The sequence below is a fragment of the Nocardioides marmoribigeumensis genome, assembly GCF_031458325.1.
GTDB classification, from domain to species: domain Bacteria; phylum Actinomycetota; class Actinomycetes; order Propionibacteriales; family Nocardioidaceae; genus Marmoricola_A; species Marmoricola_A marmoribigeumensis.
Genome location: NZ_JAVDYG010000001.1, coordinates 4079040 through 4096762, shown reverse-complemented (window position 1 = coordinate 4096762; position 17723 = coordinate 4079040). Strand labels below are relative to the sequence as shown.

General features: G+C 72.3%; 24 protein-coding genes. 13 read left to right on the top strand and 11 right to left on the bottom strand.

All coding sequences use genetic code 11. From position 1 onward, the window contains the following. The first annotated feature begins 2 nt into the window (after window positions 1-2). The 4 genes from J2S63_RS19585 (at window position 3) to J2S63_RS19570 (ending at window position 3266) form a co-directional block, all read left to right on the top strand. Entirely contained in the window at window positions 3-599 is a 597-nt protein-coding gene (locus J2S63_RS19585; protein WP_310305903.1) for a methyltransferase domain-containing protein, read from the top strand. Continuing rightward, on the top strand, window positions 586-1056 hold the full coding sequence (locus J2S63_RS19580; RefSeq protein WP_310305901.1) for an SRPBCC family protein: 471 nt from the start codon (window positions 586-588) through the stop codon (window positions 1054-1056). Before J2S63_RS19585 ends, J2S63_RS19580 begins: the two co-directional genes overlap by 14 nt. Continuing rightward, the gene (locus J2S63_RS19575; RefSeq protein ID WP_310305899.1) at window positions 1053-1691 is read left to right on the top strand and encodes a GrpB family protein; all 639 of its coding nucleotides are present in this window, start codon (window positions 1053-1055) and stop codon (window positions 1689-1691) included. The genes J2S63_RS19580 and J2S63_RS19575 overlap by 4 nt, the downstream gene beginning before the upstream one ends. Before the next feature lie 570 nt (window positions 1692-2261). Continuing rightward, window positions 2262-3266, top strand: coding sequence for a magnesium transporter CorA family protein (locus J2S63_RS19570; protein WP_310305897.1), 1005 nt, complete (start codon window positions 2262-2264; stop codon window positions 3264-3266). 15 nt (window positions 3267-3281) lie between these two features. Here J2S63_RS19570 and J2S63_RS19565 read toward each other — a convergent pair whose 3' ends face one another. Continuing rightward, a complete protein-coding gene (locus J2S63_RS19565; RefSeq protein WP_310305895.1) occupies window positions 3282-3695 on the bottom strand; it encodes a DoxX family protein in 414 nt (137 codons plus the stop codon). A gap of 38 nt (window positions 3696-3733) precedes the next feature. On the opposite strand from J2S63_RS19565, the gene J2S63_RS19560 reads away from it, so the two are divergent. Further along, window positions 3734-4186, top strand: coding sequence for an SRPBCC family protein (locus J2S63_RS19560; RefSeq protein WP_310305893.1), 453 nt, complete (start codon window positions 3734-3736; stop codon window positions 4184-4186). 3 nt (window positions 4187-4189) lie between these two features. On the opposite strand, the gene J2S63_RS19555 is transcribed toward J2S63_RS19560, so the two are convergent. From J2S63_RS19555 to J2S63_RS19530, 6 genes are all read right to left on the bottom strand, one after another. After that, entirely contained in the window at window positions 4190-4627 is a 438-nt protein-coding gene (locus J2S63_RS19555) for a type II toxin-antitoxin system VapC family toxin (RefSeq protein ID WP_310305891.1), read from the bottom strand. A 7-nt stretch (window positions 4628-4634) separates the two neighbouring features. Further along, window positions 4635-4832 (bottom strand): hypothetical protein, encoded by a 198-nt coding sequence (locus J2S63_RS19550; protein ID WP_310305889.1) that lies wholly within the window; start codon window positions 4830-4832, stop codon window positions 4635-4637. A gap of 129 nt (window positions 4833-4961) precedes the next feature. Continuing rightward, window positions 4962-5429 carry a PaaI family thioesterase gene (locus tag J2S63_RS19545; RefSeq protein WP_310305887.1) on the bottom strand — a complete coding sequence of 156 codons (468 nt, stop codon included), beginning with the start codon at window positions 5427-5429 and terminating at the stop codon, window positions 4962-4964. Next, a complete protein-coding gene (locus tag J2S63_RS19540; protein ID WP_310305885.1) occupies window positions 5426-6187 on the bottom strand; it encodes a GNAT family N-acetyltransferase in 762 nt (253 codons plus the stop codon). The genes J2S63_RS19545 and J2S63_RS19540 overlap by 4 nt, the downstream gene beginning before the upstream one ends. A 106-nt stretch (window positions 6188-6293) precedes the next feature. Then, window positions 6294-6947 (bottom strand): hypothetical protein, encoded by a 654-nt coding sequence (locus J2S63_RS19535; RefSeq protein WP_310305882.1) that lies wholly within the window; start codon window positions 6945-6947, stop codon window positions 6294-6296. A gap of 115 nt (window positions 6948-7062) precedes the next feature. Further along, window positions 7063-7731 carry an SDR family oxidoreductase gene (locus J2S63_RS19530; RefSeq protein WP_310305877.1) on the bottom strand — a complete coding sequence of 223 codons (669 nt, stop codon included), beginning with the start codon at window positions 7729-7731 and terminating at the stop codon, window positions 7063-7065. 155 nt (window positions 7732-7886) lie between these two features. On the opposite strand from J2S63_RS19530, the gene J2S63_RS19525 reads away from it, so the two are divergent. The 7 genes from J2S63_RS19525 (at window position 7887) to J2S63_RS19495 (ending at window position 14481) form a co-directional block, all read left to right on the top strand. After that, window positions 7887-10229, top strand: coding sequence for a molybdopterin cofactor-binding domain-containing protein (locus J2S63_RS19525; RefSeq protein ID WP_310305874.1), 2343 nt, complete (start codon window positions 7887-7889; stop codon window positions 10227-10229). Window positions 10230-10239: 10 nt separating this feature from the next. Next, window positions 10240-10731: a (2Fe-2S)-binding protein gene (locus tag J2S63_RS19520; protein WP_310305871.1), complete on the top strand. Its 492-nt coding sequence runs from the start codon at window positions 10240-10242 to the stop codon at window positions 10729-10731. A gap of 26 nt (window positions 10732-10757) precedes the next feature. Further along, window positions 10758-11465 (top strand): GNAT family N-acetyltransferase, encoded by a 708-nt coding sequence (locus J2S63_RS19515; protein ID WP_310305869.1) that lies wholly within the window; start codon window positions 10758-10760, stop codon window positions 11463-11465. A gap of 9 nt (window positions 11466-11474) precedes the next feature. After that, window positions 11475-12203 carry an SGNH/GDSL hydrolase family protein gene (locus J2S63_RS19510; RefSeq protein WP_310305866.1) on the top strand — a complete coding sequence of 243 codons (729 nt, stop codon included), beginning with the start codon at window positions 11475-11477 and terminating at the stop codon, window positions 12201-12203. Next, window positions 12200-12628 (top strand): VOC family protein, encoded by a 429-nt coding sequence (locus tag J2S63_RS19505; RefSeq protein WP_310305864.1) that lies wholly within the window; start codon window positions 12200-12202, stop codon window positions 12626-12628. Before J2S63_RS19510 ends, J2S63_RS19505 begins: the two co-directional genes overlap by 4 nt. Before the next feature lie 92 nt (window positions 12629-12720). Further along, a complete protein-coding gene (locus tag J2S63_RS19500) occupies window positions 12721-13560 on the top strand; it encodes an SDR family oxidoreductase (RefSeq protein WP_310305863.1) in 840 nt (279 codons plus the stop codon). Window positions 13561-13611: 51 nt separating this feature from the next. Continuing rightward, a complete protein-coding gene (locus tag J2S63_RS19495; RefSeq protein ID WP_310305860.1) occupies window positions 13612-14481 on the top strand; it encodes an alpha/beta hydrolase fold domain-containing protein in 870 nt (289 codons plus the stop codon). Here the strand turns inward: J2S63_RS19495 and J2S63_RS19490 are convergent. Genes J2S63_RS19490 through J2S63_RS19475 form a run of 4 tightly spaced genes read right to left on the bottom strand, consistent with a single transcriptional unit; the run spans window position 14474 to window position 16774 of the window. After that, complete coding sequence (locus tag J2S63_RS19490) at window positions 14474-14947, bottom strand: NUDIX domain-containing protein (protein WP_310305856.1); 474 nt, start codon at window positions 14945-14947, stop codon at window positions 14474-14476. The genes J2S63_RS19495 and J2S63_RS19490 overlap by 8 nt on opposite strands. A gap of 10 nt (window positions 14948-14957) precedes the next feature. Then, window positions 14958-15434 (bottom strand): PGPGW domain-containing protein, encoded by a 477-nt coding sequence (locus J2S63_RS19485; protein ID WP_310305853.1) that lies wholly within the window; start codon window positions 15432-15434, stop codon window positions 14958-14960. A gap of 9 nt (window positions 15435-15443) precedes the next feature. Further along, complete coding sequence (locus J2S63_RS19480) at window positions 15444-16067, bottom strand: hypothetical protein (RefSeq protein ID WP_310305851.1); 624 nt, start codon at window positions 16065-16067, stop codon at window positions 15444-15446. Further along, window positions 16064-16774, bottom strand: a complete 711-nt coding sequence (locus J2S63_RS19475) for a hypothetical protein (protein WP_310305848.1) — start codon at window positions 16772-16774, stop codon at window positions 16064-16066. The genes J2S63_RS19480 and J2S63_RS19475 overlap by 4 nt, the downstream gene beginning before the upstream one ends. A gap of 23 nt (window positions 16775-16797) precedes the next feature. Here J2S63_RS19475 and J2S63_RS19470 point away from each other — a divergent pair, with 23 nt between their 5' ends. Beyond that, window positions 16798-17676 (top strand): formate dehydrogenase accessory sulfurtransferase FdhD, encoded by an 879-nt coding sequence (locus J2S63_RS19470; protein WP_310305846.1) that lies wholly within the window; start codon window positions 16798-16800, stop codon window positions 17674-17676. Window positions 17677-17723 lie beyond the last annotated feature (47 nt).

The window sequence follows — 17723 nt, the reverse complement described above, 5'->3', positions numbered from 1 at the left end:
CGATGAGTGGCACCGTGAGGTCGGCCTGGCTCCGGACCCTCTCCGCACAGCTCGGCAACCCGTCCGGCCTCCTCGGCGGCATCGTGGTGCGGCAGCTGAACAAGGGCAACCGTGGCCCGACCGCCGCGGCGGTCCAGGCACTTGGTCCAGTCGAGGGCGGCAACGTCGCCGACATCGGTTTCGGCGGCGGGATCGGACTGCGGCTCCTCCTGGACGCGAGCCCGACGGCCCGGGTGCACGGGGTCGAGCCCTCGGAGTCGATGATCGCGCGGGCGCGCCGCGGCTTCAGGACCGAGCTGGCGAGCGGCCGACTCACCCTCCACCACGGCGCGATGGACCGCCTGCCGTTCGACGACGGCGGGCTCGACGGCTGGATCAGCCTCAACACCGTCTACTTCATCGACGACCTGGGGTCCCCGCTGGCCGAGCTGGCCCGCGTCCTGTCCCCGGGCGGGACAGGAGTGATCGGTGCCGCCGACCTGGAGTGGATGGCGGCGCAACCGTTCGCCCAGCAGGGGTTCACGGTCCGGCCTGTCGACGACCTCGTCGCCCAGGTCGAGGCCGCAGGTCTGGTTCGATGGGGTGATGAGCGCACCTGACGACGAGACCAAGGTGACCAGCGCCGAGCGCGAGGTGGACGCGACGGCGGCCACAATCTTCGAGCTGATCGCCGACCCCGCCCAGCAGCCGCGGTGGGACGGCAACGACAACCTCGCCGAGGCGGCCACGGGCCAGCGGGTCCGGTCCTCCGGCGACCTGTTCGTCATGACCAACACCTCGGGCAACGTCCGGGAGAACCAGGTCGTCGACTTCGAGGAGGGCCGACGCATCGCCTGGCGTCCCGCGGAGCCCGGAGGAGTGCCGCTCGGTCACGAGTGGCGCTGGGAGCTCGAGCCTTTGGAGGGCGGGGCCACGCGGGTCCGGCACACCTACGACTGGACGAACCTGAGCGACGAGCACCGGTTCGAGCGGGCCCGGTCCACCACCTCGGACAAGCTGATGGCCTCGATCGACCGACTCGCTGAGCTCGCCGAGAGCATCGACCACGCCTCGTGACGCGGCGGCACCCGCTCTGGACGGCGTACGAGCAGCCGACGCAGGAGCAGGTGGCCGCGGCTCGCGTCGACCACGACAGCTGGTCCACGGAGTCGGTCGAGGTCGTCCCGCCTGATCGCGCGTGGTCGGAGTGGTTCGCGGCCGTCCGCGACCGGGTCGTGGGCGCCCTCGGCGACCGGGCGCTGACGGTCGAGCACGTCGGCTCCACGGCGGTGCCCGGCCTGTGGGCCAAGCCCGTCGTCGACGTCGACGTGACGGTCGCCGACGTCGAGGACGAGGACTCGTGGCTGCCGGCGCTGCAGGACGCCGGGTTCGTCCTGCGCGTCCGCGAGCCGGACTGGCAGGGCCACCGTCTCGTGCGCGGCGAGGACCCACCGGCCAACGTGCACGTCTGGCCGGTCAGCGCCGTCGAGCCGCGCCGCCACGTCGTCTTCCGCGACTGGCTGTGCACCCACGAGGACGACCGCGAGCAGTACGCCGAGGCCAAGCGCGCCGCCGCCTCGCGCGGCTTCACCGACGTGATGCTCTACAACAACGAGAAGGCGGGCGTCATCTACGACCTTTACGAGAAGATGTTCGCCGCCGACCCGGACCACGAGCACGATCCCGTCCCTCGCCAGGTCGTGCGGCAGTAGCGGGGCGCGACAGCAACCCCTTCTGAGAGGGGCTCCCAGGCGTGAGTATTGCGCCGATAATCGACATTATGTCAATTAGCGCCGCCTGAGCCCCTCCCCGGGTCAAGTCGGGGGCAAGTGGAGCGCAAGAGGGACCACCCAGAGTCAGATCACCGGCCGCGACCGTGCGGCCCTGACCGGAGGTGATCTCCCCATGACCCGCCTGACCCGCCTGACGCGCCTGAACGGCGCTGCACTCGTCCTGGTTTCGTCGGCCGTCGTCTCGGGACTCGTCGGGCCGTCCGCCGACGCCGCGGCGCTGACCTGCGACGGCCTCACCGTGACGATCCGCGGGACCGCCCGGGCCGGTCGACGGCCTGCCCTTCGAGCCGGACCCGGCCGACGGCACCCTGGGCGGCACCCGTGACGTCGTCGGCGACCACGACAACACCACCCACTACACGTGGACGCTCACCCCGGTCACCGGGTGAGCCGCCACACCGAGACGTGCACCTCGCTCGCTGGTGCCACGAGGTGGGAAAATCCTGCAGCAGGTGAGCCCCCCGCGGGCCCCTACGCAAGGAGTCAGCCATGCAGCTGCGGTTCATCGGGCCGGACGGGCTCGCAGAGCATCCCACCGACGCGGTGTCGGAGCTGCTCCGGCGTCCTGACGGCGTGGTCTGGCTGGACCTCCCGCGGTGGGACGGTGAGGCCGAACACCTCCTGCGCGAGGTGTTCGGCTTCCACCCGCGGGCGCTCAGCCAGTGCGCGCAACGCAACCGGGTGCCGACGTTCGAGGTGTACGCCGACCACGTGTTCCTGGTGCTGCACTCCCCCCACGCCGGCGCGCCAGGTCACGTCCACTCGATCGAGCTGGACCAGTTCGTCGGTGAGCGGTTCCTGGTCACGGTGCACGGTCCACTGAGCAGCGCGGCCGACCCGGCCGCCGCCCAGGTCGAGGTCACCGCCCTCGCCGCCCTGCTCGCAGCCGGCGACCTCTCCCCCCAGGACGGCTACGAGCTGTGCTACGCCCTCACCTCGACGGTGGCCCAACGACTGGGTGCCTTCATCGCCGAGCTGACGGCTGGGCTGTGGGACCTCGAGTACCGCTTCCAGGCGGTGGTGTCAGGAGGCCCGTCGGCACGTCTTCGCGAGCCGGAGCAGTTCCTGGACGAGCTCTTCCGCGCGCGCCACGGCTTCCTCGTGGCTCGCACGCAGGCGGCCACGTCACGTGAGGTGTTCACCCGGATGCAGCAGGTCGGCGCGTTCGGCGAGGGAGCCGCCCAGAAGCGGATCGAGGACATCGCCGACCAGCTGGGCCACCTGTGTGCGCTGGCCGATGTCGAGAAGGACAACCTGCAGGGCACCATCGAGTTCTACCAGGCGCGCACCAACACGGAGCTGACCCTGGCCGCGGAGAGGTTGGCGGTGATCGCTGCGGTCACCCTGCCCGTCACCGCGGTCTCGTCCATCCTGGGGATGAACCTGATCGTCAACGGCTCGACCCAACCAGCCGAGCTCGCAGTCGCGGTGCTCCTCATGGGCGCGATGTCGTTCCTCCTGCTGGTGTGGGCGAAGCGGCAGGGCTGGTGGTGAGCGGTCCGGTGCGCGTCACCCGGGACCGCGGTCGGTCGACCGCCGGGCGGCGAGCGTCTCCCCCGCCCAGACCGCCCAGATCACCAGCACCGGTTGGAAGAACAGCCGGATGAGGCGGGCGCGGTCGGTGTCGAGGCCGAAGGCGTCGCGGTGTTCGACGTACTGCGCGACGTTGCCGGGGAGGACGGCGACGAAGTACAGCGCCAGGACGAGGCCGAGCACGCGGCGGTGGCGCGGGAGCAGCACGAACGCGAGCCCCAGCACGACCTCGACCACTCCGGAGGCAACGATCGTGGCGTCCACGTCGAGCGGGAACCAGCTCGGCACCTGGGCGCGGAAGTCCTCGCGTCCGAAGGTCAGGTGAGCCACCCCGGCGAGCACCAGGAACGAGCCCAGCAGGATCCGTGCGAGCGTCCGCAGGAGAGGCATCCGGCCACGCTATCGGTGCCCTGGATAGGTTCGGCCTCATGCGCGGATCCGTCACGGTGTTCATGGCTGCCCCTGCCGACCAGGTCTGGGACCTCGTCAGCGACGTCACCAGGATCGGCGAGTTCAGCCCGGAGACGTTCGAGGCCGAGTGGGTCGACGGCGCGACCGGCCCGGCTGTCGGTGCGCGCTTCCGCGGGCACGTCAAGCGCAACGGCGTCGGCCCGGTCTACTGGACCCCCTGCAAGGTGACCGCCTGCGTGCCCGGCAAGGAGTTCGGCTTCTCGGTGTACGCCGGCGGCAAGCCGATCAACAACTGGCACTACGCGCTCGAGGCGGTCGAGGGCGGCACCGAGGTGACCGAGTCCTTCCGTCTGTCCGACAGCGGGCCGACCAAGGTCTACTGGGCGCTGCTCGGCTGGGCACGCGGCAGGACCAACGAGAAGGGCATGCGCCAGACCCTCGAGCGGATCAAGGCCGTCGTCGAGCGCTGAGGCTCACGCCAGGAGCGCCCCCGGCGTCGACCAGCGCACGCCGGGGAATCGCGAGAAGTCGTTGTCGTAGGACACGATCTCGGCCCGGTGCTCCACCGCCACGGCGGCCAGGTGGGCATCGTTCACCAGGTTGCCCGCCAGGCCGATCGGTGCCAGCAGACCCTGGAGCGTCGTGACGTGCGTCGGAGACGGATGGATCACCTCACCGCCCGGCGCCTGGGTCCAGTCGCCGACCTGGTCGAAGGCTTCCGTCGGCGTCAGGGGCGAGCTGAAGAGGCCGCTCCGCGTCGACAGCCTGAGGAAGGCCAGCAGCACCACCCAGCTGAGGCCGACCCGGTCGCCTCCGCTCAACGCTGCGTCCAGCCACGTCCGGGAGTCGTCGTGCTGCGGGGCGTCGGAGTTGACCGCGTAGAGCAGGACGTTGGCGTCGACGACCTTCACAGCGGAGTCACTGCCCTTGGCGCAGTCGCCGGACGAGCTCGTCGTCCTCGATCTCGCCCGCCAGTGCGAGGGCCTTGTCGAGGTCGAGCGACGGAGTGCCCATGGCGCGCGTGCGGGTGGCGAAGCGAGCCGCACGTCGGGGCCGGGCCCCCGCCCGGATCGCGTCGTTGAGGGCCTGCTTGAACGAGACTCCCCGCTCTGCCATCAACCGCCGCACCTCAGCCTCCGTATCGGCGTCCAAGGTCACCGTCGTGCGCATGGTGACAGCATAGCATCATGACAGATGATGCTCTGCTGTCAGCCGGTCGCGGTCCACCGACACCTCCGAGGCGGGTCAGCGGCGCTCCCGGACGTAGAGCCGCCGACGCTGCACGGCCACCGGAGCACCGTCCTCGCCGAGGACCGGCACCTCGAACCACCGCAGCACCTTGGTGCCGCCCCGCGCCTCGTCGGCCAGCGAGCCGACCACCTCGGCGGGCATCCCCACGACCGCCGTCACCGTGCCCGTGCCCGGCCGCAGGAAGTCGATCTCGGCCGCCTGGTCCCACACGGCGTACGACGGCCCGAGCTGCTTGGCGGCCAGCACGACGACGAACGGGTCGACCATCGCGAACATCGACCCCCCGAACGCCGTGCCGAAGTAGTTGGCGTTGTCGGACCCGACGCGCATCGACACCACCACTCGCGACCAGTCGGCCGCGATCTCCTCCACCACGATGCGCTGGGCCGCGAAGGTCGGCCACGCGTTGAGCTGCTCGCGCATCGCCACCGGGTCGAGGTCCCACTGCTCGGCAGGGTTCACCCCTGTCCCTCGGGCACGTGGTGCAGCCACATCTCCAGGCCGGACCAGCCCATCCGCTCGTAGAGCCGTCGTGCCGGGTTGGTGTCGGTGACCGCGAGGCCGAGGTAGTCGCCACCCGCGTCCGAGACCGCTCGGGCCGCGTCGACCAGCATCGCCGCCCCCGCTCCCCCGGCCCGCTTCCCCGGCAGGCGCGACACGTTCATCACCCACGGGCCCACGAACCCCGGCATGTGCCGGGAGTCGGTGACCACGCAGCAGCCGACCAGGTCGTCGCCCAGCCAGGCCGAGCGGCTCGAGGGGTGGACCAGGTTGTCGGGATCGGCCAGCTCGTGGCCGAACGCCGCGACGCGCTGCTCCACGGTCTCCTCGCTGTGGTCGGGGTGCCCGGGAGGAAAGGCGGCGAGGCGCAGTCGCGCGAGCGCGTCGAGCGGGGCCTCGGACAAGGGCGCCAGACGGAGGTCGTCGCGGACCCGGGCGGTGGCCACCTGTCGGGGGTCGGCGGCCATGGCGTGCAGGTGCCGCACGAGCGGCAGGCCCGCGTCGGCGAGGGCGGCGGACAGGGCGACGTCCTCCGTGGCGACGACCTGCCCCGGGCACGTGCGCGCGACGGCCACGGCGGCCGCAGGGGTGAGGAGCGACTCGGGGCTCCGTGCGCGGACCCACAGGAGCTCGGGCCCGGCGGCCTGCGGCCAGACCCAGGCGATCGCGGTCGCGCCGTCGCTCTCCAACAACCTCGGACCACGAACCGGCTCCTGCATGGGACCACCTCCACCCCGCAAACTAGCGCGCACCCCCGCAGCCGGACCGCAGAAACGAGCAGGGCGGCACCGGTGGTGCCGCCCTGCCGGGGGTGGGGGCTGGGGTTCAGCGCCCGTAGAGGGTGACCGTGCGGGACTCGAGGTCGAAGGAGAACGCCGGGGCGAACTGCACCGGGGCGCTCGTGCCGCGGACGGTCACGTCGACGTCGGTCGCCAGGGCCGTGTTGGTGCCCTTGACGACGATCTGCTCGCCGTTGTCCTGCATCGGGTCGACCAGCCTGGCCGGGCGGCCGCTCGGGGTGACCGTGCCGTGGAGGCGCACCGGAGTGCCCTGCACGTCGACGGTCACGTCGAGGACGCCGTCGTGGACGAAGGCGCCCTCCTGCTCGACGTAGCCGATGTCGTCCGCGTCGGGGTCACCGAGGACCACCTGGATCGACGAGCCGTGCAGGTTGTTCTCGTAGAGCGTCACCGCGACGGGGATCCCCGCGTCGGCGGATCCCTCGAGCACGGTGCCGACCTCGTGCTCGACCTGCACGGGGCCGGCGGTGGACGTCGAGGTGGTGGACATCGAGGACGTCGACACCGCCGAGGTGGTGGACGGAGCCGCAGCCCGCGTCGGTTCTGCGGCCTGGGCGTAGCCACCGGCGATCAGCGCCACGCCACCGGCGACCGAGGCGGTGCTCAGCATCAGGGCGCGCGAGCGCGGGACGGCCAGGGGGGTACGACGGGTGGAGCGGGTGGAGCGGGAGCTGGTCATGGCAGTGCCTCTTTCGGGTTCGGGTGACCGTTGCGAACCCAGGACGCGGCGCCCGCGCAGGAGGTTGCACCTCCTGCCGACTGCTCCCGAAGTCGGGACCTCGGTCCCGAGGCCCTCAGCCCAGGGCGTGCTCCACCGCGTCGGCGACGGGGGTGTCCCCGCCCACGAGGTTCCACTGGTGCCGGACCGACCGGTCGTCCTCCAGCACGGCAAGGAGGACGGCGGCCACGTCGGCGCGGGCGACGTCGCCACGGGCGACGTCGTCGCCGAGGGCGACCAGGCCGGTGGCGCCGTCGTCGGTCAGCCGCCCGGGGCGGATGATCGTCCAGTCGAGGCCGGTGCCGCGCAGGTGGGCGTCGGCGTCACGCTTGGCCTCGACGTAGGCCCGCCACACCTCGTCGGTGTCGGCGGGCAACGGCTTGTCCATGTCGATCGCGGAGACCTGCACGAACCGTCGTACGCCGGCCTGCCGGGCCGCGTCCGCGGACTTCGTCGAGCCCTCGAGGTCGACCGCGCGCTTGCGCGCGGCGTTGCCGTCGGCCCCTCCCCCGGCTGCGAAGACGACGGCGTCACAGCCCTCGAAGGCCCGGGCGAAGGTCTCGACGTCGTCGGCCTCGAGGTCGAGGCGGCGGGTGGTGACCCCCTCGGCCTGCAGGCGCTCGGCCTGGTCGTCGCGCCGGACCAGGGCGACCGGCGTGTGGCCGGCCTCGAGCAGCAGGGGGTGGAGGAGGCGGGCGATCTGTCCGTGGCCGCCGACCACGGCGACGGTGAGCTGGGATGACATGTCACCTACCTACCCGTTTCGGGACCGTCCCACTCCGGGAGGAACTCGCACCCATCCCGTCACAGATCGTGGCCGAACCAGCCGTGACCGGCGCCACACCCGGTCGTTGGTGAGTCAGGCCGTCCCCCACCGGCCAGGGAGCAGGAGGAGCCAGCGTGCTGGACGAGAACCCACCCACCCCGACCGACCACCTGGACGAGGAGGTGGGAGGTGGCCTTGGCCGCCGTACCTTCCTCGCCTGGCTGGTCGCCTCGACCACCGTCGCGGCCGCGGCCGACCTCGGGCAGGGCTGGTTCCGCCCGGCCGCCGCGGTCGTCCCGAGCCCGCCGCAGATCCCCGAGCAGTACGACCTCAACGACCTGCTCACCGACGCCGCGCGGCCGACCGCCAACCTCATCACGGTCGTCGTCCACGAGGACGGGACCGCCTCGTTCGAGCTCCCCCGCGCCGAGGTCGGGCAGGGCGTGACGACCTCGACGGCGATGATCATCGCCGAGGAGCTCGACCTCCCGGTGAGCAAGGTCCACGTGACCCTCGCGCCCGCGCGACCCGAGCTGGTGTGGAACCAGCTCACCGGCGGGTCCAACACGACGATCTCGACGTTCACGCCGATCCGGGTCGCCGCAGCCGCCGCCAGGGGCGCGCTCCTGGCCGCTGCCTCGGCCCAGCTGGGCGACGCGATCGACAAGCTCTCGGTGAGCAACGGGGTCGTCACCGGGCCGTCCGGCAGCCTCACCTACGCCCAGCTCGCCAAGGCCGGCGCGACCTCGACCACCAAGGGCGTCCGCGTGGCGCTCAAGGACCCGGCCGACTTCACGGTCATCGGCACGGCCCGCGGTCGCAAGGACGCCCGCGCGATCGTCACCGGCCAGAAGAAGTTCGCCATGGACCTCGAGGTCCCCGGCGCCCTGCCGACGATGGTCTGCCGGCCGCCGACCCTCAACGGCACACCGGTGCGGATCAACAACCGGGCCGCGGTCCTGGCGATGCCCGGCGTCACGCACGTGGTCATGGTCGACACCGGCGTCGCCGTCCGCGCGACGACCTTCGGCCAGTGCATCGACGCGGTCCGCGCGCTCGACGTGCAGTGGAAGGCAGGCCCGGTCAAGGGCGAGTCCGACAAGGAGATCCTCGCCGAGCTCCGCGCCGCCCAGCTGCCGCTCGCCCCCGCCCTGCCGATCGCGAAGACCGTCGAGACCGAGCTGGTCTTCTACTTCCGCAGCAACTCCTCGCTCGAGCCCAACTGCGCGATCGCCGACGTGCGCGCCGATCGCGCCGAGATCTGGGGCTCCTTCAAGTCGCCGGTCACCGCGCAGGAGCGCATCGCCACGATGCTCGGCCTCACGCCGGACCAGGTGACGCTGCACGTCACCCAGGGCGGCGGGTCCTTCGGCCGCAAGCTCTTCTACGACGCCGGCCTCGAGGCCGCCGCGATCAGCAAGGCGATGGGCAAGCCGGTCAAGCTGATGTGGCACCGCGCCGACGAGCCCCGCCAGGGGCGCGGCCACCCGATGGCGATCTCGCGCGTGCGGGCGTCCTACGCCAACGGCGAGGTGCTCTCGCTCGAGCAGCGCCACACCAGCGTGGAGACCGACTTCCGCCACGGCCTCGGCGAGATCATCTCGGCGTACGCCGCGGAGCTCCCCCCGGGCGCGCTCGGCAACCTCGGCTACGCGCAGACGGTCTGGAACCTCACGCAGGAGGTGCCGTTCAACTTCGGCGTCGTCGATCAGGTGATCAACGAGACCGACGAGCGGTTCAACACCGGCTCGATGCGCAACATCTACTCCCCCGACTCCCGGGTTGCCGTCGAGCTCACCATGGACAAGCTCGCCAAGGCGATGAAGATGGACCGCCTGGCGTTCCGGCTCAAGTTCGTCAAGGACGACCGCACTCGGGCGGTGCTGGAGAAGGTCGCCAAGGAGGGCGGCTGGGGCCGGTCCCTGCCCGCCGGCGTCGCGCAGGGCATCGCGATCCACAAGGAGTACAAGGGCGTCACGGCCGCGCTGGTCGAGATCGACTGCCGCCCGGAGACGGTGAGCCGCTACGTGCAGAAGGAGGCGGTCACCGGCCCGCGGGTGCGGCGCGTGACCTTCGCCGTCGACGCCGGGCTGGTGGTCAACCCGCGCGGGCTCGAGGCGCAGATGCTCGGCGGCATCAACGACGGCATCGCGCTCGCGCTCACCTCGAGCTGCCACCTGCAGGACGGCCGCTTCCTCGAGGCCAGCTGGGACAACTACTTCTACACGCGCCAGTGGAACACCCCGCTCCGCGTCGACGTGCACGTCATGCCCTCGGACAGCACCGAGCCCGGCGGGGCCGGCGAGGCCGGGGTCGCGGCGACCTTCGCCGCGGTGGCCTCGGCGTACGGCGCAGCGACCGGCAGCATCCCGACGTACTTCCCGATCAACCACCGGGACCCGCTCCCGTTCACGCCCAAGTCGTTCGTGCCCCCTGTCCCGCCGTCCCCCACCGACGGTCTCGACAAGGCCCACTGAGGAGATCGACATGCCTGACCAGACTTTCATCCTCAACGGCCGCAAGGTGACCGTGAAGGCCCCCGACCACGAGCGCCTGCTCTGGGTGCTCCGCGACCGGCTCGGTGTCACCGGGCCGAAGTACGGCTGCGGCATCAACGTGTGCAAGGCCTGCACCTCCCACGTCAACGGCAAGGCGGTCAACCCCTGCTCGATCCCGGTCGGCAAGCTCGACCCGAGCGACGAGGTGACCACCATCGAGGGCCTCGCCGACCACGCCCCGGACAGCGGCTCGGGCGACCTGCACCCGATGCAGCAGGCATGGATCGACCACGACGTCTCGCAGTGCGGCTACTGCCAGCCCGGCCAGGTGATGCAGGCCGTCGCCCTCGTGCGCCGGGCCCGTCGCGAGGGTCGCTCGATCACCGAGGCCGACCTCGACCAGATCCGCAACATCTGCCGCTGCGGGACCTACCAGCGCATCCGTGAAGCGATCAAGGACGGCGAGCGCCGGATGCGCTGACCGTCCCGACGGCTAGCGTGCCGGCTGTGCCTCTCGACACCCAGCAGCAGCCGGTCGGGGACCCCGTCCCCGACTGGTCGCCCCGCCCCCTGCCCGTTCCGACGCTGCTGCACGGCCGGCACGTGCGGCTCGAGCCACTCGGTCCTGAGCACGTGCCCGCGCTGCTCGCGCACGTCTGCTCGCCGGACGACGAGCCCCTGTGGACCTACCGGTCCGTCGACCGGCCACGGAGCGAGGAGGACCTGCTGTCCCTGGTGCTGGCCGAGGTCGAGCACCCGACGACCCAGACCTTCGCGGTGTGCCCACAGGGTGGGGACGCCCGCGGTCTCGTCTCGCTCATGCGGCCCGACCCGGCGTCCGGCGTCGTCGAGATCGGCGGCGTCCTGCACGCGCGGCCGGTGCAGCGCACCCCGGCGACCACCGAGACCGTCCACCTCCTGCTGCGCCACGCCTTCGACGACCTCGGCTACCGCCGGGTGGAGTGGAAGTGCGACAGCCTCAACGAGCCGTCACGGGCGGCCGCGCGCCGGCTCGGCTTCACCTACGAGGGCCGTTTCCGCCAGCACCTCGTGATGAAGGGACGCAACCGCGACACCGACTGGTTCGCGGTCGTCGACCGCGACTGGCCCGCCGTACGCCGTGCGCTCGAGGCGTGGCTCGGTCCCGACAACTTCGACCAGGCAGGGCGGCAGCGGGTCGCGCTCGGCACCCTGACCTCTCCCCTGCTCGCGTAGGTTCGCCGCGTGGATCCGTTCACCTACGACAACCGCACGGGCCGAGAGCCCGGGCGGGTGCTGCGTGCGCTGGGCCTGGTCCTGCCCGGGGTGCGCCGCGTGCAGCGGCACGTCGCGCCGTACGCCGAGGCGTGGGTCGCGCACAACCGCGCGGCCCTCGCGCAGCCCGGCCGGCGGTGGTACGTCCTGGGTGACTCGATGTCCCAGAGCGTGGGGGCCACGAGCTGGGACCGTGGCTGGGTGCACCAGCTGCACGAGCGCCTCACCGCTTCTGGACGGGGGCTCGTCGTGGTCAACCTGTCGGCCACGGGCGCGGTCCTCTCCGACGTGCTCGACCAGCAGGTCCCCCTGCTGGACTCGCTCCTGGCGTCGGACCCGCTCGCGCAGAGCGCCGTGGTCACCGTCCTGGTCGGCAGCAACGACCTCTTCAACAAGGCGCACCGGCCCCACCTGCCCGGGCGCTTCGAGGACCTCCTCCCGCGACTCCCGGAGGGGAGCGTGGTCTCCACGCTCCCCCAGCCACGAGCGGCCGCGCAGCGCTCCAACGCCCACATCCGTGCGGCGGAGGGGGCAGGCCGGATCCGCGTGGTCGACATGACCGCCGAGGGTCCGCGGACGTGGATCGGCAAGGTCGCGGCCGACCGTTTCCACCCCAACGACAAGGGCTACGCCGCCCTCGCGGACGCGTTCGAGCCGACCGTGGTCCGGGCCTACGACGAGACACCGGTGGAGCGATGACCTCAGACCCCCAGACCCCTCCCCGGATCGCGCAGACGGTGATCGACAGCGACGACCCGCGTGCCCTCGCGGAGTTCTACCGGCAGCTGTTCGGACTGACCTACCGCGACGGCGACGAGCCGCCGCCGGCCGGGGAGCCGGACGAGCGGGGTCAGGACTGGCTCGTGCTGCGCAACCCCGACGGCGTCCAGCTCGCCTTCCAGCGCTCCGAGGGCTGGGCCCCGCCCACCTGGGGCTCGCCGACGCGGCCCCAGATGATGCACCTCGACACCGTCGTGGACTCCGTCGAGCAGCTCGACCGTCAGCGGGAGCGGGCCGAGGAGCTCGGGGCCCGCACGATGTACGACCGCCGCGACGACCCCGACGAGCCGCTGTTCGTGCTCGTCGACCCGGCCGGCCACCCGTTCTGCATCTTCGTCGCCTGACCCTCCGGCGCCTGCCGCACGCCCAGGCCTAGCGGGGACGCGCCGGGGTAGGACCACCAGACCGACGACCGCACGACAGCAGAGGACCAACCGTGAAGAACGTGGCCGGCAAGCGGGTGCTCATCACCGGGGGCGCGATGGGCATGGGCAGGATCTACGCACGCATCGCCGTGGAGGAGGGCGCCGCCGCGGTCATCCTGTGGGACCTCGACGAGGGTGCCCTCGAGAAGACCGCCCAGGAGCTGCGCCAGATGGGCGGAACGGTCCACGACTACGCCGTGGACGTCTCCGACAAGGAGCTCGTCACCTCCGTCGCCGAGCAGGTCCTGGCGCAGGTGGGCGTCCCCCACGTGGTGATCAACAACGCCGGCATCGTCCGAGGCAACGACTACTTCTGGGAGACCCCCGCCGACCTCGTCGACGCCGAGCTGACCATGCGGATCAACAGCCTGGCGCCGATGTACGTCACCCGTGCCTTCCTGCCGGCCATGATCGACCAGGGCGAGGAGGCCCGCCTCGTCAACGTGGCCTCGGCCGCCGGGTTCACCGCCAACCCGCGCATGTCGGTCTACGCCGCGTCCAAGTGGGCGGCGATCGGCTTCTCCGACTCGGTGCGCCTCGAGCTCGAGCAGGCCGGCATCGACCACGTGCGGATCACGACCGTCGCGCCCTACTACATCAAGACCGGCATGTTCGAGGGCGCCAGGTCCGCACCCCTGCTGCCGCTGCTCGAGCCCGAGGACGTCTGCGCCAAGGTCTGGAAGGCGATGCGCAAGGGCAAGCCGATGCTGGTGCTGCCCAAGGGAGTCCTGCTCGGCGAGACGATGAAGGGGATCCTGCCCCTGCCGGCCCGCGACCTCATCGCCGGACGGCTCATCGGCGTGCACCGCACGATGGAGGACTTTACGGGCCGACCTGCCCAGGACGACTGAGCGTCCCGTCGGTCGACCCGTCCCGCCTCCGCCCACGCGCGAACCCCGGGCATGCGCGCTCGGGACCACGTCGCCGTCTGGGCGATGCGTGCCACCGCGCGCACCGTGAGGTACGGCGAGCCGTTGCGCTTCGCGGGCAGCGACCTTCCCCGCCCCCTCCGGCGGCGCATCGACACCCGGCACGGACGGGTGCCGGTCCACGTCTACGCCGGCCGTCCCGGGGCGGGCGTGCTGGTCCACCTCCACGGCGGCGCGTTCCTCATGCGGCGCCCGCAGATGGACGACTGGTGGTGCCGCTACCTGGTCGCCGAGACCGGGGTGACCGTGGTCAACGTGGACTTCGACGTGGCCCCGCGGACGTCCTTCCCCGTCGCGCACGAGCAGTGCCACGACGTGGCGGCGTCGCTGGCGCTGGAGCACGACCGGGTCGGGCTCAGCGGCTTCTCCTCCGGGGGCGGGCTCGCCGCCTCGGTGGCGCTCCAGGCCCGGGACCGGCGGTCCTTCCGGCCGGTCCTGCAGGTGCTGGGCTGTCCCGCCCTCGACCTCGCGCAGGAGCCGCAGGACGGCGACCCCGGGATGATCTCGCCGGCCCTGCGCCGGATGGTGCGCCGCGTCTACTTCCCCGACCCACTGACCCGCGGCTCGGCGTACGCCTCCCCCGTGCTGGCCGACTCGCTGGCCGGGCTCCCGCCGGCGGTCGTGCTGACCGGGCAGCTCGACGTGCTCCGCGACGACGGGCGGCGCTACGCCGACCGGCTGCGGGAGGCCGGCGTGGAGGTGGTCTACGACGAGACGCCGCACGTCGACCACTACTTCCTGACCGAGGACCCTGCGCGCGCCCGGCGGACCATGGCGCTGGTCGCCGGCGAGGTCAGGCGACGCCTGGGTGCCCCGCCCCGCTCGATCGCGACCGTCAGTTGACGTCCCCGAGGTAGACGGGCCGGTCGGCCGGGTCGGCGGCGAGCCAGCCCTTGAGGGCCTGCGGCCACAGCGGGGCGTCGTCGAGCTCGTCGAGCGGGAGCCAGCGGATGCCGGTCTGGAAGGAGTCCCCCACCGGACCTTGCACCGGCTCGGCACCGGGCGCGAGGGTGGCCCAGAACGCGATCTCGATCTGGTGGTAGTGGCTGTCCTGGGCGGCGAACTCGTGCCGGGACCCGATGTAGTCGCGGACGAACGCGACCTCGCCGACCGTCACGTCGACGCCGACCTCCTCGCGGCACTCCCGGGCGCACGCCTCCCGCATCGACTCGCCGAACTGCTGGCCGCCCCCTGGCAGGAGGTAGAACAACGGCGTCCAGTGGCTGTTGACGGTGACCAGCAGGGCACCGTCCCGCACGATCAGGGCCTTGATCGCGGGGCGGACGCGCCCGGTCGGTGAGGGGCTCACGCGCAGCAGGCTAGTTGCTCGACCCCACGGTGTCCCCGGCCGCGCTGCGCGGGTCGTCCTGCCCGCGGAACTTCACGAAGCTGTAGACCATGATGCCGAGCGCGAGCAGCCCGGACCCGACCAGCGTCACGCCGGTCCAGAAGCCGCCGAAGAGCCACCACTTGTCGTCGACCGGCCACCAGCCCGGCGCGTCGGGGTCGACGATCCACAGGGTGCCGATCGCGTGCAGCCACGCCACCCCGAGCAACGACAGGACGATGCGCGGCCAGGTCTGCACGCTGTCGGCCGCGGCCTTCATCGCGGCCTTCTCGACCGGCCGCACGCGCTTCTCGGCCCACTCGTACTGCTGGGACAGCACCGCGAGCCCCGCGAACAGACAGAGCAGCCCGGGCCCCGGCAGCGGGATCGCCGCGATGCCGACCACCACGAGGACCCAGCCCACCGTCTCCAGCGCGACCCGCTTGAGGACCGCCTTGCTCCGCTCCATCCCGCCCCCTCAGACCCGTGGTCCCGGCTCGAGGAACACCGCTGCGATCATCGGCCACGACGCGTCGATCACCTCACCGAGGTGGATGTGCGTCGCGCGCTCCACGTGCTCCTTGGCCAGCTCCCTGACGACGTAGCGCCGCATGAAGCGCCGCAGCTCCTCGTCGATCCCCGCGACGCGTCGCAGCAGCTCGCTGCTGCGACGCTCGACCTGCACCTGCACCCGCATCTGGTCGAGCTCGGGCGGCGTGATGTCCCAGACGATCGTCAGCGGCGCCGCGGCCCGCGCGGTCAGGACCAGCGGGACGCCCAGCGCCGCGTGGAAGGTGTGCACGTCGACGGCGAGGTCGAGGTGGAAGGCGACGTCGATCGGCAGGTCCACGCGGTAGGCCACCATCGGACCCGGCAGCGGCGTGGCGGTCGGGCGACCGATGGTGCCCAGCGCGCGGACCTTGGCCAGGAAGCGGCCCGGCCCGGCCCCGAAGGGACCCAGCTCGATGCGGTCGCCCAGCACGGTGGCGATCGAGTCCTCGATGCGCTCGGCGTGCAGCACCTGCTGGAAGAGACGCCGGCCGAACTCCTCGTAGGTGATCTCGCCGCGGTCCTGCTCCGGGGCGTACGCCGGCCCGCTCACGGCTCGCGCTCCGCCCCGTCGGTGCCGGCGGCGGTCACGAGGATCTCCTCCTCGAGCGCGTCGACGAAGTCGCCGCGGATCGCCTCCACCGTCGGGGAGGAGCCCGACGGGGCGATGCTCGCCCAGGCCCGGTCGACCTGCTCCCCCACGTCGAAGACCCGCGCCTTGCGGATGTGGGGCTTCTCGACCTCCTGGGCGACGTACTTCGCCACGAAGCGCTTGACCTCGCCCTCGACCCCGGCGACCCGCTGCAGCACCGAGGCGCGCAGCCCCTGGGCCTTGAGCCGGATGCCGACCTCGCTGGGGCGCGGTGGGGTGACGTCGATGAACACCCGCAGCCCGTCGATCGCGCGGACCGTCAGCGTGAGGGGCACCTGCAGCGACCCCTCGAAGGTGTGGACCTCGAGCCCCAGGTCGAGGTCGAAGCGCAGGTCCACGGGCAGCTCGACGCGGTGGACGACGAGCTCGGGGTCGAAGACCGGTCGGCTGGTCGCGGCGCCGATGGCCCCGTCGACGGTCACCTTGACCAGGCGGCCGGGGCCGACGCCCATCGGGCCGAAGGCGATCGGCTGGCCCGCCAGCACGTCGACGGCGCCGACCACGCGCTCCTGGGTGACCACGCGCGAGAAGAACTGCTCCCCGAAGTCGCGGTAGGAGACCACGGGCAGGTCGTCGGACCCACCTGCGCCTGCGCCATTGCCCTGCACGTGGTGAGACTAGCCTGGGCGACGTGAGCACCTCGGGCATCCGACCCCGCCGCCCCGGGCGGGTCGCGCGCCTGCGCGTCCAGGAGCACCTGACCGACGGGACCCGCCGTCACGAGGACGAGGTCGCCACCGAGGAGCCGCTCGAGGTGAGGCTGGCCTGGCCCGGCCGGCCCGCCGAGCGCGTGGCCGTCACGATGCGCACCCCTGGGCACGACTTCGAGCTCGCCGCCGGCCTGCTGCACGCCGAGGGGGTGCTGGTGCCCGGCCACGTCGACACGATCGCCTATTGCACCGACGAGACGCTCGCCCCCGAGGAGGAGCTCAACGTCGTCACCGTCCACCTCGACTCGCCACCTCCGCGCTCCCCGATGGCCCGGCGGGGCACGTTGACCGCCGCGTCCTCGGCGTGCGGGGTCTGCGGGGCAGAGAGCGTGCGCGACGTGCTCGACCTGGCGGTCTGCGGTCACGACGCCCCCGGTGGTGACGCGGTCGCGGTCTCCCCGGCCGTCGTACGCCGGCTGCCGGAGGCGCTGCGCGCGTCCCAGGGCCTGTTCGACCGCACGGGCGGCGTGCACGCCGCGGGCCTCTTCGCCGTCGACGGCGCGACGGTGGTCGTCCGTGAGGACGTCGGTCGCCACAACGCCGTCGACAAGGTGGTGGGCCACCGGCTGCTCGCCGGCGTGGACCCTCGCACCCACCCCGACGCCGTCCTCTGCGTGAGCGGGCGGCTCGGCTTCGAGGTCGTCCAGAAGGCCGTGGCCGCGCGGATCCCCGTGGTGGTCGCGGTCGGCGCGCCGACCTCCCTGGCCGTGCGCCTGGCGCGCGAGGCGGGTCAGACCCTGGTCGGGTTCACGCGCGACGAGCGCTTCGTGGCGTACGCCGGCGCGCACCGCCTGGTGTGACCCGGCTGGTGTGACCCGGCCCGCACCGGCTGCTCCACAGGCGCCCG